Annotated in this window: 9 protein-coding genes and 1 riboswitch; of the genes, 6 read left to right on the top strand and 3 right to left on the bottom strand. The window is 72.1% G+C overall.

The features are described 5' to 3' along the window. Nucleotides 1-68 precede the first annotated feature (68 nt). A riboswitch (TPP riboswitch) is annotated at nucleotides 69-185 on the top strand. Between the two features lie 13 nt (nucleotides 186-198). Beyond that, a complete protein-coding gene (gene thiC / locus ABZ562_RS12755; RefSeq protein ID WP_361477258.1) occupies nucleotides 199-1,941 on the top strand; it encodes a phosphomethylpyrimidine synthase ThiC in 1,743 nt (580 codons plus the stop codon). Nucleotides 1,942-2,058: 117 nt separating this feature from the next. Continuing rightward, a complete protein-coding gene (locus ABZ562_RS12750) occupies nucleotides 2,059-2,586 on the top strand; it encodes a TIGR03086 family metal-binding protein (RefSeq protein WP_361477255.1) in 528 nt (175 codons plus the stop codon). Between the two features lie 183 nt (nucleotides 2,587-2,769). Here the strand turns inward: ABZ562_RS12750 and ABZ562_RS12745 are convergent, their stop codons facing one another. From ABZ562_RS12745 to ABZ562_RS12735, 3 genes are all read right to left on the bottom strand, one after another. Beyond that, nucleotides 2,770-3,642, bottom strand: coding sequence for a hypothetical protein (locus ABZ562_RS12745; RefSeq protein WP_361477252.1), 873 nt, complete (start codon nucleotides 3,640-3,642; stop codon nucleotides 2,770-2,772). A 189-nt stretch (nucleotides 3,643-3,831) separates the two neighbouring features. Then, the gene (locus ABZ562_RS12740; RefSeq protein WP_361477249.1) at nucleotides 3,832-4,944 is read right to left on the bottom strand and encodes a metallophosphoesterase; all 1,113 of its coding nucleotides are present in this window, start codon (nucleotides 4,942-4,944) and stop codon (nucleotides 3,832-3,834) included. A gap of 216 nt (nucleotides 4,945-5,160) precedes the next feature. After that, the gene (locus ABZ562_RS12735; RefSeq protein ID WP_361477246.1) at nucleotides 5,161-6,261 is read right to left on the bottom strand and encodes a LacI family DNA-binding transcriptional regulator; all 1,101 of its coding nucleotides are present in this window, start codon (nucleotides 6,259-6,261) and stop codon (nucleotides 5,161-5,163) included. Between the two features lie 404 nt (nucleotides 6,262-6,665). On the opposite strand from ABZ562_RS12735, the gene hisC reads away from it, so the two are divergent. The 4 genes from hisC to cydD all read left to right on the top strand — a co-directional run bounded on the left by hisC (nucleotide 6,666) and on the right by cydD (nucleotide 14,156). Next, complete coding sequence (gene hisC / locus ABZ562_RS12730) at nucleotides 6,666-7,745, top strand: histidinol-phosphate transaminase (RefSeq protein ID WP_361477243.1); 1,080 nt, start codon at nucleotides 6,666-6,668, stop codon at nucleotides 7,743-7,745. A 174-nt stretch (nucleotides 7,746-7,919) separates the two neighbouring features. Beyond that, the gene (locus ABZ562_RS12725) at nucleotides 7,920-9,515 is read left to right on the top strand and encodes a cytochrome ubiquinol oxidase subunit I (protein ID WP_361477240.1); all 1,596 of its coding nucleotides are present in this window, start codon (nucleotides 7,920-7,922) and stop codon (nucleotides 9,513-9,515) included. Nucleotides 9,516-9,541: 26 nt separating this feature from the next. Continuing rightward, entirely contained in the window at nucleotides 9,542-10,543 is a 1,002-nt protein-coding gene (cydB, locus tag ABZ562_RS12720; protein WP_361477237.1) for a cytochrome d ubiquinol oxidase subunit II, read from the top strand. A gap of 31 nt (nucleotides 10,544-10,574) precedes the next feature. Next, on the top strand, nucleotides 10,575-14,156 hold the full coding sequence (gene cydD / locus ABZ562_RS12715) for a thiol reductant ABC exporter subunit CydD (RefSeq protein ID WP_361477234.1): 3,582 nt from the start codon (nucleotides 10,575-10,577) through the stop codon (nucleotides 14,154-14,156). The last annotated feature ends 20 nt before the right edge of the window (nucleotides 14,157-14,176 follow it).

Below are 14,176 nucleotides of genomic sequence, written 5' to 3'. Positions count from 1 at the left end.
GTCGCATCATCGCAAGAGTGCGAGGCCCCCTGTTCAGGTATGCGGGGAAACCGTTAGCGTGGGGGCACCTTTGCAATCGCGGGAGCTCGGAGCACCGGGCTGAGAGGGCGCTGACGCGACAGCTGCGCCGACCGCTGAACCTGTTACCGGGTAATGCCGGCGTAGGGAGTGGGTCTCATGACTCAGCAGGATGCACACATGCGCGAAAACGCCGGCGATTTCGGCTGGCACAAGGGATATGTCACGGGTTCCCGCCCGGACATCCAGGTCCCGGTGCGCCGCGTGCACCTCACCAATGGCCAGGACGTGACGCTGTACGACACCTCCGGCCCGTACACCGACCCCCACATCGACACCGACGTCCGCCGTGGCCTCGCGCCGCTGCGGCAGAACTGGATCATCGCCCGCGGCGACACCGAGGAGTACTCCGGCCGCCCGGCCCGGCCGGAGGACGACGGGGTCAAACACACCTCGCCCCGCGGTGGCCTGCGCAACCTCGACGCGGTCTTCCCCGGACGGCCGCGCCAGCCCCGCCGGGCCCGTGACGGCGCCGCCGTCACCCAACTCGCGTACGCCCGCCGGGGCGAGGTCACCGCGGAGATGGAGTACGTGGCGCTCCGCGAGAACGTCTCCCCCGAGGTGGTCCGCGAGGAGATCGCGGCGGGCCGGGCCGTACTGCCCGCCAACGTCAATCACCCGGAGATCGAGCCGATGATCATCGGCAAGCGGTTCCTGGTGAAGGTCAACGCCAACATCGGCAACTCCGCCGTCACCTCGTCCATCGAGGAAGAGGTCGAGAAGATGACCTGGGCGACCCGCTGGGGCGCCGACACGGTCATGGACCTCTCGACCGGCCGCAACATCCACACCACCCGCGAGTGGGTGCTGCGCAACTCACCCGTCCCCATCGGCACCGTGCCGCTCTACCAGGCGCTGGAGAAGGTCGACGGCAAGGCCGAGGAGCTGACCTGGGAGGTCTACAAGGACACCGTCATCGAACAGGCCGAGCAGGGCGTCGACTACATGACGGTGCACGCGGGCGTGCGGCTGCCGTACGTCCCCCTGACCGCCCGCCGCAAGACCGGCATCGTCTCCCGCGGCGGCTCGATCATGGCCGCCTGGTGCCTGGCCCACCATCAGGAGTCGTTCCTCTATACCCACTTCGAGGAGCTGTGCGAGATCCTCGCGGCCTACGACGTCACCTACTCGCTCGGTGACGGACTGCGCCCCGGGTCCATCGCCGACGCCAACGACGAGGCCCAGTTCGCGGAGCTGCGCACGCTCGGCGAACTCAACCGGACCGCCAAGGAGCACGGCGTCCAGACGATGATCGAGGGCCCGGGTCATGTCCCGATGCACAAGATCAAGGAGAACGTCGACCTCCAGCAGGAGATCTGCGAGGAGGCCCCCTTCTACACCCTGGGCCCCCTCACCACGGATGTCGCGCCCGCATACGACCACATCACCTCGGGGATCGGCGCCGCGATGATCGCCTGGTGGGGCACGGCGATGCTCTGCTACGTCACCCCCAAGGAGCACCTGGGGCTGCCGGACCGCGACGACGTGAAGACCGGCGTGATCACCTACAAGATCGCCGCCCACGCCGCCGATCTGGCCAAGGGCCACCCCGACGCCCAGGCCTGGGACGACGCGCTCTCCGACGCGCGCTTCGAGTTCCGCTGGGAGGACCAGTTCAACCTGGCCCTCGACCCGGACACGGCGCGCTCGTTCCACGACGAGACGCTTCCGGCGGAGCCCGCGAAGACGGCGCACTTCTGCTCCATGTGCGGGCCCAAGTTCTGCTCCATGAAGATCAGCCACGACATCCGGCGCGAGCACGGCGACGCGATGGACGAGGCGGAGGCGGAGGCCGGAATGGCGGAGAAGTCCCGCGAGTTCGCCGCCGCGGGCAACCGGGTCTATCTGCCGATCGCCGACTGACCCCGACCGGTTGGCCGGAGCCACGGGCCCGCCGCCGCGACGCTCTCGTCGCGGCGGCGGACCCGTGCTTGGGTGGGCTGTCCCTGAAACACCCGTACGAGCCTTCCGGAGCAGCCCATGGACAACCTGCGCGCACTGCGTATCGCCAACCGAGCCTTCGCCGCACACCTCGACGGGATCGGGGACGGTGAATGGGCGCTGGCCACCCCGTGCAGCGAGTGGACGGTGCGGGACCTGGTGGGGCATGTCCTGCTGGGCCATGCGCATCTGGTGTCCGTCCTGACGGACGACCAGGTCACCCCAGGGCCCGGGGACACGTTCGCGGAGTGGGCCGCGCGGGCGGAGGGGGCCGCCGGGCTACCGGGGGTGGCCGGGCGGACCGTGCGGAATCCGGTCGTCGGCGAGCTGAGCGGGGACGCGGCGGTGCGGATCCGGTGGAGCGACGTCTATCTGCACGCCTGGGACCTGGCGCGGGCCCGGGGCGCGGAGTTCACGCCGGATCAGGAGCTGACCGAGGCGGCGCTGGAGTGGCTGGTCCCGGCGGGGCCGGGGCTCGGCGCCACGGGGCTGTTCGCGGCCGGCACCGACCCGGGGGCCGGGGCCGATCCGTTCACGCGGGTGCTGGCCCTCACCGGGCGGGCCTAGGGGGGTGTCTTGTGGATCAGGCCGGATCAGCGAGCGGCGTCTGGTGCGGTGGATCGCAACCCGCGTGAGGAGAGCGCAGCGGCGCTGCGTGCGACGAGCGCGGGGCCGCGAGGTGCCGCCCGCCGCGGCAGCGGCTGATGTCACAGCGGCGTCGGGAGCCCGGCATGATCCACACGACACCCCCTAGTCCGGCTGGTTCTCCGGGCCGCCGTACTCGGGGCTGGTGTAGTCCGGGCTGCTGTAGCGGGGGCGGGCCCTGGGGCCCTCGTCGTCGGTGCTGAAGCCCGGGCGGCTGTAGCCGAGGTGGGGGGTGCGGCCCGCCGCCTCGGAGCGCCCGGGGACGTAGGCCGAGGACGAACGCGTCGGCGCGGTCCAGGGCGCGGGGGCCGACGGGTTGCTCAGCGCCTCGCGCAGAAAGGGCAGCACGCCCCGCTCCAGCAGGGCCTGCCGCCATGCCTCTCGCGCGCGGTCCACCTCTTCCAGCTGCTCGGCCAGGGCCTCGCCGCGGATCGCGCTGGAGCCGTTCCGCAGGGCGGTGATGAGGAGGCCGACGGCGGCGAGCAGGATGCCCGCGGCGGTGAGCGTGGCGAAGAACCAGCCCGCGGTGATCATCGGCTGGGCGATGGACGGCGCCGGGTCCAGGACGTCCAGCACATAGCCGACGAGCAGGAAGATGATCGCGGCGGTCCCGGCCAGCACCGGGGCCAGGACGGCGAGCATGGGGACCAGCCCCGCTCCGGAGGCGTCCAGGACGGTGCCGGTGAACCCGGCGGACTGCGCGTGCTCGCCGTCGTCCTCCGGGCCCTGGGCCATCGGTCCCGGTGGGACGGGCTCGCGCAGCTTGGTGCGGGCGAGGACGTAGTCCTGGTATTCGGCGGCCGCGCACGCGGTGATGGCGGCCGAGGCGCTGAGCGCCATGGTGCGCAGCTGCTCGGCGGTGAGCCGCTGTCCTATGCCCTTCAGGTCCGGTCGTTGGTCCGCGGTACGCAGCACCTCGTCGAGAACTCGCTCGAACTCCGGGCGGTCCTCGGCGAACAGGTGCGGAGCGCTTTTCATGGTGCATCCCCCGATACTCCGTAGGGCCTCGGTGCCGGCTTTCACCGGGCGGTCGGGCGGAAACGGAGGAGAGCCTGCGACGGATAAACCGATGGTAGAGCCGATCCGCCGCGAGGTGACAGCAAGTTTCGTGATTTGCTCAACTCCGGCGGCGCCGTCCGGCCTTTCCCATGGGCGTCCGTATCACCCTCAGGTGCCGAGCGGCAGTTGTACGACCAGCAGTTTCCCGGCCATGGTGATGCCGCCGTCCATCGCGACCGCGAGATTGTCCGCGTAGACGTGCGGGCCCTCGACCGCGGGCGCGCCATCGTCCTCGCCGTCCTCCGAGCCGACTTCGCCCAGCAGATACGGGATCGGGCTGTGGCCGTGGACGATGCGCTCCCCACCGTAGGTGCCGAGCAATTCGCGCACGGCCGTCGGCCCGGCGTCCTCGTCGCGGAACGCGAAGCGCTTGGTGAATTTGCGGAACAGGTCCCAGCACTCGTCCGCGTCACTGCGCTGCAGCGTTTCGGTGACGGTGTCGTTGACGGCCTCGATCGAGTCGCCGTACTCCAGATAGGCGGTGGTGTCGGAGTGCACGAGCAGGTGCCCGTCCTCCTCGGCCATCGCGTCCAGCCGCGACATCCACTGGAGGTGATGGTCCTCCAGCCGCTCCATGTCGGTGCGCTGGCCGCCGTTGAGCAGCCAGGCGGCCTGGAAGGAGGCGGTGCCCGCCCCGGAGTTGACGGGGGTGTCGCCGAACCGCTTGGCGCCGAGGAGGAGCAGTTCGTGATTGCCCATCAGCGCCTTGCAGTAGCCGCCCGCGGCGGCGGCCTCGGCGGAGAGCTGCATCACCAGGTCGATGACGCCGATGCCGTCCGGGCCGCGGTCGGTGAAGTCGCCGAGGAACCACAGCCGGGCCTTCCCGGCCGCCCAGCTGCCCTTGTCGTCGATCAGGCCCTGGGCGGCGAGCGCCTGGCGCAGCTCGTCGTGGTAGCCGTGGACGTCGCCCACGACGTAGAGCGGGCCGGGTCCTTCGCCGTCGGTGAGCGGGTCGGCGCCGGGGTCGGTGACCGAGGAGAGGGCGATCGTCGGGCGGTCCTGCGGGGGCACCAGCCGGGTGTCGGCGATGGTGTGCCCCGGGCCCACGACCGGCAGCTTCTCGGTCGGGGTGTACCCGTCCGGCAGGGGCGCGGGCGCGGGTGCGGGAGGCACCGGGCCGGGCGGCGTGGACGCCCCGTACGCGGGCACGGGCGGCACCGCCGCCATGGTCCCTGCCGTGGCTTCCAGACCGGCCCCCTGAGTCATCGACCCCTCCACCATCGCGCCGCCGTGCCACCTTGTGGACCTTGCCTGGTCGACGGCGGTCCGCGGTGTCGTCCGCCCATCATAGGAATGACCGTGAGGGCTTGTGACGCACCAGGGTGCCGTCAATCGGTACTCGGTCCCGCTTGGACGGTCTTTTATCCTGGATTGGTCCGGTAGGGGAAGCCCAAGGGCCTCAGGTCCTTCTCGGGTCATCCTTGAGTCGCTCTCAGATCATCCTCCGGCGCGGCTGCGCGGCGGGCTGACGGTCGTACGCGGCGGACGGCGCTGGGACGACGTCCGCACGATCAGTTCGGTGGGTATCACCTGCTCGACGGGGCGGTCGCTGTCGAGCCCCTCGATGGCGTCGATGAGCAACTGGACCACGGCGGTGCCGATCCGGCGCGGTTTGAGCGAGAGCGTCGTGATGGGCGGTTCGGTGGTCCGGTAGACCGTGGACTCGCTGCAGCACACCAGCAGCAGGTCCTCCGGGACGCGCAGCCCGTAGCGGCGGGCGGCGGCGAGCAGATCGGTGCCGTTGGGGTCGAAGAGCCCGTAGACCGCGTCGGGGCGGTCGGGGCGGGCGAGCAGCCGGTCGGCGGCGACGGCCCCGGCACAGGGGTCGTGGGCCGGGTACGCCTCGTAGACCGGGTCCTGGCCCACCCGCTCGCACCAGTGCAGATACGCCTCGGTCGACAGCCGGGTGTAGGTGTCGGTGGTGGTGCCGGTGAGCAGTCCGATGCGGCGGGCGCCGGCGTCGGCGAGGTGGTCCAGGAGGCCGAGCACGGCCGCCTCGTGGTCGTTGTCGACCCAGGCGGTCACGGGGAGGGTGCCGGCCGGGCGGCCGTCGCTGACCACGGGGAGGCCTTGGCGGAGCAGTTCGGTGACCACCGGATCGTGGTCGGACGGGTCGACCACGATGGTGCCGTCGAGGGCGACGTTGGACCACACGTCGTGGCGTGAGGTGGCCGGGAGGATGACCAGGGCGTAGCCCCGGGCCAGCGCGGCGGAGGTCGCGGCCCGCGCCATCTCGGCGAAGTAGGCGAACTCGGTGAAGGTGAAAGGTTCATCCCCGTACGTGGTCACGGTCAGGCCGATGAGCCCTGACTTGCCGGTACGGAGGGTACGGGCCGCGGCGGACGGGCGATAGCCCAGCCGCTCGGCGACCTCGCGGACGTGGCGGCGGGTGGCATCCGGGAGCCGTCCCTTGCCGTTGAGCGCGTCGGAGACGGTCGTGATCGAGACCCCGGCGGCGGCGGCCACGTCCCGGATGCCCGCCCTGCCTAACCGGCGGCCGGCCGACCGGCTCACCTGGTGCTTCCCTGCTGCTGTCATGGCCAGCCGATAGTAGGGCCCGAGTGCCCGGTCTGCGCGATTCCGCCATCGGTATTCGGAAGGCACGTTTCTGCATGAGCGCTCCGGCCAATTCCCTTGGAATGGAAGCCAGTTGGGGTGTTGGGGAGGGGTGTGGTCGCCCCTGGCATATCCACGCCTGGCGATTGTTCGATGTCTCGAAGAGGTCTCAACTCACCTGCACGAGGGATGCGCGCCACGGCGCTCGCCACCGGCGCGCGCGGATGAGCGGGGCGCTCCCCCCGGCGGGTACGCGGGCGCCTCCGGCGGGTACGCGGGCGTCCCGGGCGGGTACGCGGGGCGGGGCAATCCTCATAAGGTGTGCAGTATTGCCGTGTGCGAAGCCTGCGCACGGAGCCGAAGGGAAGGGCCGAGGAGGACTGCCGGTGAGTGAGAAGAGCCCCAAGCTGCGCGCCGCGCTGGACGGGATTCCTACGTACAAGCCCGGTAAGCCGGCCGCCGGGGACGGCCCCCGGTCCTTCAAGCTGTCCTCCAACGAGAACCCGTATCCGCCGCTGGCCGGGGTGCTGGAGACGGTCGCGAACAGCGCCGCGTCCTTCAACCGCTACCCCGACCTCGCGTGCACCGCGCTGATCGCCGAGCTGGCGAGCCGGTTCGACGTACCGCTGGAGCACCTGGCCACCGGGACGGGTTCGGTCGGGCTGGCTCAGCAGATCGTCCAGTCGACGGCCGGGCCGGGCGACGAGGTGATCTACGCCTGGCGGTCCTTCGAGGCATATCCGATCATCACTCAGATCGCGGGCGCGACCTCGGTGCGGGTCCCGCTGACCGACGCGGAGGTCCACGACCTGGACGCGATGGCGGATGCCATCACCGACCGCACCCGGCTGATTTTCGTCTGTAACCCCAACAATCCGACCAGCACCGTGGTGCGCCGGGCGGAGCTGGAGCGGTTCCTGGACCGGGTGCCGTCCGATGTGCTGGTGGTGCTGGACGAGGCGTACATCGAGTTCATCCGGGACGATCAGGTCCCCAATGGCATCGACCTCTACCGCGAGCGGCCGAACGTCTGCGTGCTGCGCACCTTCTCCAAGGCGTACGGCCTGGCCGGGCTGCGGGTCGGCTTCGCGATCGCCCATGAGCCGGTCGCCGCGGCGCTGCGGAAGACCGCGGTCCCCTTCGGCGTCAGCCAGCTCGCCCAGGACGCCGCGGTCGCCTCGCTGCACAGCGAGGACGCGCTGCGCGAGCGGGTGGAGGCGCTGGTCGCCGAGCGGGCGCGGGTGGCCGGGGCGCTGACCGCGCAGGGCTGGACGGTGCCGGAGGCGCACGCGAACTTCGTCTGGCTGCGGCTGGGGGAGCGTACGGCGGACTTCGCGGCGGCCTGCGAGGCGGCGGGCGTGGTCGTGCGGCCGTTCCCGGGCGAGGGGACGCGCGTGACGATCGGCGAGCGGGAGGCGAACGACCTCTTCCTGCGGGCCGCCGAGGAGTTCCGCAAGGAGCTGTGAGCGGGCGGGGCCTCCCCGAACGCCGAAGGATATCCAAGCGTGTCCCCTTCGCCCCCTCCCACCCCCAGGTGGGAGGGGGCGAAGGCGTGTGCGTATCATTGCTTGTGAATGTGAATACGTTCACAAGCTCGCCTCGGGGGGAGCAGCACGGCAAGACCGTAAGGAGAGATTCACGTGGAGCTGGCTCTGGCGCCGGAGACGCTGGCGCGATGGCAGTTCGGGATCACCACCGTCTACCACTTCCTCTTCGTTCCCCTGACGATCTCTCTCGCGGCGATCACGGCAGGGCTGGAAACCGCCTGGGTCCGCACGGGCAAGGAGAAGTACTTCCACGCCACCAAGTTCTGGGGCAAGCTCTTCCTGATCAACATCGCGATGGGCGTCGTCACCGGCATCGTCCAGGAGTTCCAGTTCGGCATGAACTGGTCCGACTACTCGCGCTTCGTCGGTGACGTCTTCGGTGCCCCGCTCGCGATGGAGGCGCTGCTCGCCTTCTTCTTCGAGTCGACCTTCATCGGCCTGTGGATCTTCGGCTGGGACAAGCTGCCGAAGAAGATCCACTGCGCCTGCATCTGGATCGTCTCGCTCGGCACCGTCCTGTCGTCGTACTTCATCCTCGCCGCCAACTCCTGGATGCAGCACCCGACCGGCTACGCCATCGACAAGGCCACCGGAAAGGCCCGGCTGACCGACATCTGGGCGGTGCTGACCCAGGACACCACCCTGGTCGTGGTCTTCCACACGCTCACCGCCGCCTTCCTCACCGGTGGCGCCTTCGTCGTCGGCATCGCCTCCCTGCACCTGTGGCGGGCCAAGCGCAAGCAGCTCCGCGGCGAGGAAGCGGACGCGAAGCAGAAGAAGCAGATCGGGGCGATGCGGGCCTCGCTGCGCGTCGGTCTGATCGTGGCCGTCATCGCCGGGCTGTCCACCGCGATCAGCGGTGACTCGCTCGGCAAGGTGATGTTCGAGCAGCAGCCGATGAAGATGGCCTCGGCGGAGGCGCTGTGGGACACCCGGGCGCCCGCGCCCTTCTCCGTCTTCGCGGTGGGCGATGTCAGCAAGGGGCACAACAGCGTCGAGCTGGAGGTCCCGGCGGCGCTGTCCTTCCTCGCGCACAGCAACTTCACCGACGCCGTCCCCGGCATCAACGACGTCGCCCAGAAGGAGGCCGCCGCCTACGGCGGTGAACCCCGGGACTACATCCCCAGCATCTTCATGACCTTCTGGGGCTTCCGGCTGATGATCGGCTTCGGCATGACCTCGTTCGCCGCCGGAGTCATCGGGCTGTGGACGACCCGGAAGAAGCGCTGGCTCGACCCCGCCTTCCGCACCGCCGAGGACGAGGTCCCCCGGCTCATGCTCACCAGGACGCGCGAGATGAGCCCGCTGCTCACCAAGTGGTCCTGGCGCATCGGCATCCTCACCATGGGCTTCCCGCTGATCGCCAACTCCTTCGGCTGGATCTTCACCGAGATGGGCCGCCAGCCCTGGGCGGTGTACGGGCTGATGAAGACCTCCGACGCGGTCTCCCCCGGGGTGAGCCAGACCGAGGTCCTCATCTCGCTCGGCGTCTTCACGCTGCTGTACGGCGTGCTCGCCGTGATCGAGGTGCGGCTGCTGGCCAAGTACGCCAAGGCCGGGCCGGACACCGACGAGAAGCCGCCCGCCGAGGACCCCAAGCTGCGGCTGCCCTCGGGTGGCCCCGGTGGGCCGGGCGGCGGGTCCGCCGCGGAGGACGACGCCGACAAGCCGCTGACCTTCGCGTACTGAGCGCGTACTGACGGCCGGAGAGACTCATGCACCTTCACGACTTCTGGTTCCTGCTGATCGCCTTCCTGTGGACCGGCTACTTCTTCCTCGAGGGCTTCGACTTCGGCATCGGCGTGCTGACCAAGCTGCTCGCCCGGGACCGCACCGAGCGCCGTGTGCTGATCAACACCATCGGGCCGGTGTGGGACGGCAACGAGGTCTGGCTGATCACGGCCGCCGGTGCCACCTTCGCCGCCTTCCCCGACTGGTACGCGACGCTCTTCAGCGGCTTCTATCTGCCGCTGCTGGCCATCCTGGTCTGTCTGATCCTGCGCGGCGTCGCCTTCGAATACCGGCACAAGCGCGCCGAGGACCGCTGGCAGCGCAACTGGGAGTACACGATCTTCTGGTGCTCGCTGCTCCCCGCGTTCCTGTGGGGCGCGATCTTCGCCAACCTGGTGCACGGGGTGCCGATCGGGCCGGACAAGAACTACGTGGGCGGCCTGGGCGACCTGATCACCCCGTACGCCCTGCTGGGCGGGCTGGTCACGCTGCTGCTGTTCACCTTCCACGGCGCGGTCTTCGCCGCGCTCAAGACGGCCGGGGACATCCGGGCGCGGTCGCGCCGGTACGCGGCCTGGCTCGGCCCCGTCGCGGCCGTGGCCGCGCTGCCGTTCCTGGGCTGGACCCAGGCCGACAGCGGCAACGGGCGCAGCCTGGTCGCGGTGGCCGTCGTGGTGGCGGCGCTGGCCGCGGCCCTGGTGATGAACGCGCGGGGGCGCGAGGGCTGGGCGTTCGGCCTGTCCGGAGTGGCCATCGCGGCGTCGGTCGCGATGCTCTTCCTGGCGCTCTTCCCGGACGTCATGCCCTCGTCGCTGGATCCGAAGTGGAGCCTGACGGCGGCGAACGCGGCCGCCGGCGCGTATCCGCTGAAGATCATGACGTGGGTCGGGGTCATCATGATGCCGCTGATCATGGCCTACCAGGCGTGGACGTACTGGGTCTTCCGCAAGCGCATCGGCACCCAGCACATCCCCGCCGCGCACTGACGCACGCGATGCTTCAGGTGGTGTGTTTCACGTGAAACCAATCGACCCCCGGCTGCTCCGGTACGCGCGGGCGACCCGGTTCTTCCTGGCGGCGTCCGTGGCGCTGGGGCTCGCCGGGGCCGGGCTCGTCATCGCGCAGGCCATGCTGATCGCCGAGATCGTGGTGGGGGCGTTCCAGCGAGGCGAGGGCACCGGTGCCCTGACCACGCCGCTGATCTGGCTGGCGCTGATCGCCGGGGGCCGGGCCGCCGTCTCCTGGCTGACCGAGCTGGCCGCGCACCGGGCGAGCGCCGCGGTCAAGTCGGAGCTGCGGCTGAGGCTCCTGGAGCGGGCCGTGCGGCTGGGGCCCGGCTGGCTGGACTCCCAGCGCACCGGCGAACTCACCACCCTCGCCACCCGTGGCATCGACGCGCTGGACGACTACTTCGCCCGCTATCTGCCCCAGCTCGGTCTCGCGGTGGTGGTCCCGGCGGCGGTGCTCGCCCGGATCGTCACCGCCGACTGGGTCTCGGCGGTGGTCATCGTCGCCACCCTGCCGCTGATCCCGCTGTTCATGGTGCTCATCGGCTGGGCCACCCAGTCCCGGATGGACCGCCAGTGGCGGTTGCTGTCCCGGCTGTCCGGCCACTTCCTCGACGTCGTCGCCGGACTGCCCACCCTCAAGGTCTTCGGCCGGGCCAAGGCCCAGGCCGCCGCGATCCGGTCCATCACCGCCGACTACCGGCGGGCCACGCTGAAGACGCTGCGGCTCGCCTTCCTGTCCTCCTTCGCCTTGGAGCTGCTGTCCACGCTGTCCGTCGCGCTGGTCGCGGTCGGCATCGGTATGCGGCTCGTCCACGGCGAACTGGACCTGTACACCGGGCTGATGGTGCTCGTCCTCGCGCCCGAGGCGTATCTGCCGCTGCGGCAGGTGGGCGCGCAGTACCACGCGGCGGCCGAGGGCCTGGCGGCGGCGGACGAGGCGTTCGCCGTGCTGGAGCGGGAACCGGCCGCCGCCGGTACGCTGCCGGCGCCCGACGCCCGGCGCGCCGCGCTCACGGTCGACGGGCTGACCGTCCGTCACCCCGGGCGCGCCGCGGCCTCGCTGGCCCCGGTCTCGTTCGAGGTCCGGCCCGGGGAGACGGTGGCGATCACCGGCCCCAGCGGCGCGGGCAAGACGACCCTGCTGAACGCCGTGCTGGGCTTCGCGGAACCGTCCGGGGGCCGGGTGCTGGCGGGCGGCCGCGACCTGGCGTCGCTCGACCCCGAGAGCTGGCGCCGCCAGATCGCCTGGGTGCCGCAGCGTCCTTATCTGTTCGCCGGGACCATCGCGGAGAACGTCCGGCTGGCGCGGCCCGACGCCGACGACGACGCGGTGCGTGACGCCCTGCGGCAGGCCGACGCCCTCGGCTTCGTCTCCGCGCTGCCGGAGGGGGCCGGGACCCGGCTCGGCGAGATGGGCGCCGGCCTGTCCGCGGGCCAGCGCCAGCGGATCGCCCTGGCCCGCGCCTTCCTGGCCGACCGCCCGGTGCTGCTGCTGGACGAGCCCACCGCGAACCTCGACGGTGCGACGGAGGCGGCGGTCGTCGACGCGGTGCGGCGGCTGGCCGAGGGCCGCACGGTCCTCCTGGTCGTCCACCGCCCGGCGCTGCTGCCGCTGGCCGACCGCGTCATCGCCCTGCCGACCGGGCCTGCGGCCGGGAGCGGGGACGGCACGGCCGCCGCGCGGACGGCCGCTCCCTCGCGTGCCGAGGCGCGCCCGGCGGAACCGGACGACGCGGCGGCGAACACGGCCGGGCCCACCGTGCCGTATCAGCCGGCGGCGGACAGCCCGGACACCTCGGCGGAGCCGACCGCCGCCTCCGGCGCGCTGCGGCGGGTGCGGGGCGCCGCGCGGGGCGGGCGGGGGCGGTTCGGGCTCGCGCTGCTGCTCGGGAGCCTCGCGCTGCTGAGCGCCGTCGGGCTGATGGCCGTATCCGGGTGGCTGATCGCGCGGGCGTCGCAGCAGCCTCCGGTGCTGTACCTGATGGTGGCGGTCACCGCGACGCGGGCGTTCGGGATCGGCCGGGCCGTCTTCCGCTACGCCGAGCGGCTGGTCTCGCACGACGCCGTGCTCCGGGTGCTGGCCGAGCTGCGGGTCGCCGTCTACCGGCGGCTGGAGCGGCTGGCGCCCGCGGGGCTGAAGGAGACCCGGCGCGGGGATCTGCTCTCCCGGCTGGTGGCCGATGTGGACGCCGTCCAGGACTACTTCCTGCGCTGGTTGCTGCCGGTCGGCGCGGCGCTGGTCGTGAGCGCTGCCTCGGTCGCGTTCACCGCCTGGGTGCTGCCCGGGGCCGGGGCCGTGCTCGCCGTCGGGCTGCTGGTGGCGGGGGCCGTGGTGCCCGCCGTGTCGGGCGCGCTCGCCCGGCGCGCGGAGCGCCGCCTGTCGCCCGCGCGCGGCGCGCTGTCGGCGCAGGTGGTGGATCTGCTGGCCGGAACCGCCGAGCTGACGGTGGCGGGTGCGCTGCCGCGCCGGCTGGACGCGGTGCGGCGGGCCGACGGGGTGCTCACCCGGATCGCCCGGCGGGGCGCCGCCGCCACCGGCGCGGGCGCCGGGCTGTCCGCCCTCGTATGCGGCCTGACCGTCGCCGTCGCCGCGTGGGCCGGGGTCGGGGCGGTGGCCGACGGGCGGATCCACGGGGTGTGGCTGGCCGTCGTGGTGCTGACGCCGCTGGCCGCCTTCGAGGCGGTCGCCGGGCTGCCACTCGCGGTGCAGCACCGGCAGCGGGTGCGGCGGGCCGCCGAGCGGGTGTACGAGGTGATCGACGCGCCGCTTCCGGTACGGGACGGCGGCACCGGGGAACCGCCCCGGACGGCCTGCCCGCTGGTGGTGCGCGGGCTGTCGGCGCGCCACGCGGGGCAGCGCACCCGGGCGCTGGACGGGTTCGACCTGGAGCTGCGCCCGGGCCGCCGGGTCGCGGTCGTCGGCCCGTCCGGCTCCGGCAAGACCACGCTGGCCCAGGTGCTGCTGCGCTTCCTGGACGCCGAGAGCGGTACGTACACCCTGGCGGGCCGGGACGCGACGGCCGTGGACGGGGACGCGGTGCGGCGGCTGGTCGGGCTGTGCGCCCAGGACGCGCACATCTTCGACAGCTCGCTGCGGGAGAACCTGCGGCTCGCACGCCCCGGCGCGGGCGAGGACGAGCTGCGCGCGGCGTTGGCCGCCGCGCGGCTGCTGGAGTGGGTGGACGGACTGCCGGACGGTCTCGACACCCACGTCGGCGAGCTGGGCGCCCGGCTCTCCGGCGGCCAGCGGCAGCGGCTCGCGCTGGCCCGCGCGCTGCTGGCGGACTTCCCGGTGCTGGTGCTGGACGAACCCGCCGAGCACCTGGACCTGCCGACGGCCGACGCGCTGACCGCCGACCTGCTGACGGCGACCCGGGGCCGTACGACCGTGCTGATCACCCACCGGCTCGCGGGCCTTGAGGCGGTCGACGAGGTGATCGTGCTCGACGGCGGACGTGCGGTGCAGCGCGGCCCGTACGCGGAACTGGCCGCGGCGGACGGGCCGTTCCGCCGCATGCTGGAGCGCGAGGCCGCGGAGGCCGGACCCCACCGCGTGGCACTCGCCGCGGCCTCCGGCACCCCCGCCTGAGCAGCCGGGGGCGCCCCGGA

Source organism: Streptomyces sp. NPDC019937, assembly GCF_040631655.1.
Taxonomy (GTDB): Bacteria; Actinomycetota; Actinomycetes; order Streptomycetales; family Streptomycetaceae; genus Streptomyces.
Note: the sequence above shows the minus strand (reverse complement) of the source record. Positions and strands in the feature narration are given on the sequence as shown.

Excerpts from the sequence above, each read along its gene's own strand:
- ABZ562_RS12740 (WP_361477249.1), bottom strand. The coding sequence starts at position 4,944 with ATGGTGGAGGGGTCGATGACTCAGGGGGCCGGTCTGGAAGCCACGGCA.
- cydB (WP_361477237.1), top strand. The coding sequence starts at position 9,542 with ATGCACCTTCACGACTTCTGGTTCCTGCTGATCGCCTTCCTGTGGACC.
- thiC (WP_361477258.1), top strand. The coding sequence starts at position 199 with ATGCGCGAAAACGCCGGCGATTTCGGCTGGCACAAGGGATATGTCACG.
- ABZ562_RS12745 (WP_361477252.1), bottom strand. The coding sequence starts at position 3,642 with ATGAAAAGCGCTCCGCACCTGTTCGCCGAGGACCGCCCGGAGTTCGAG.
- ABZ562_RS12750 (WP_361477255.1), top strand. The coding sequence starts at position 2,059 with ATGGACAACCTGCGCGCACTGCGTATCGCCAACCGAGCCTTCGCCGCA.
- ABZ562_RS12735 (WP_361477246.1), bottom strand. The coding sequence starts at position 6,261 with ATGACAGCAGCAGGGAAGCACCAGGTGAGCCGGTCGGCCGGCCGCCGG.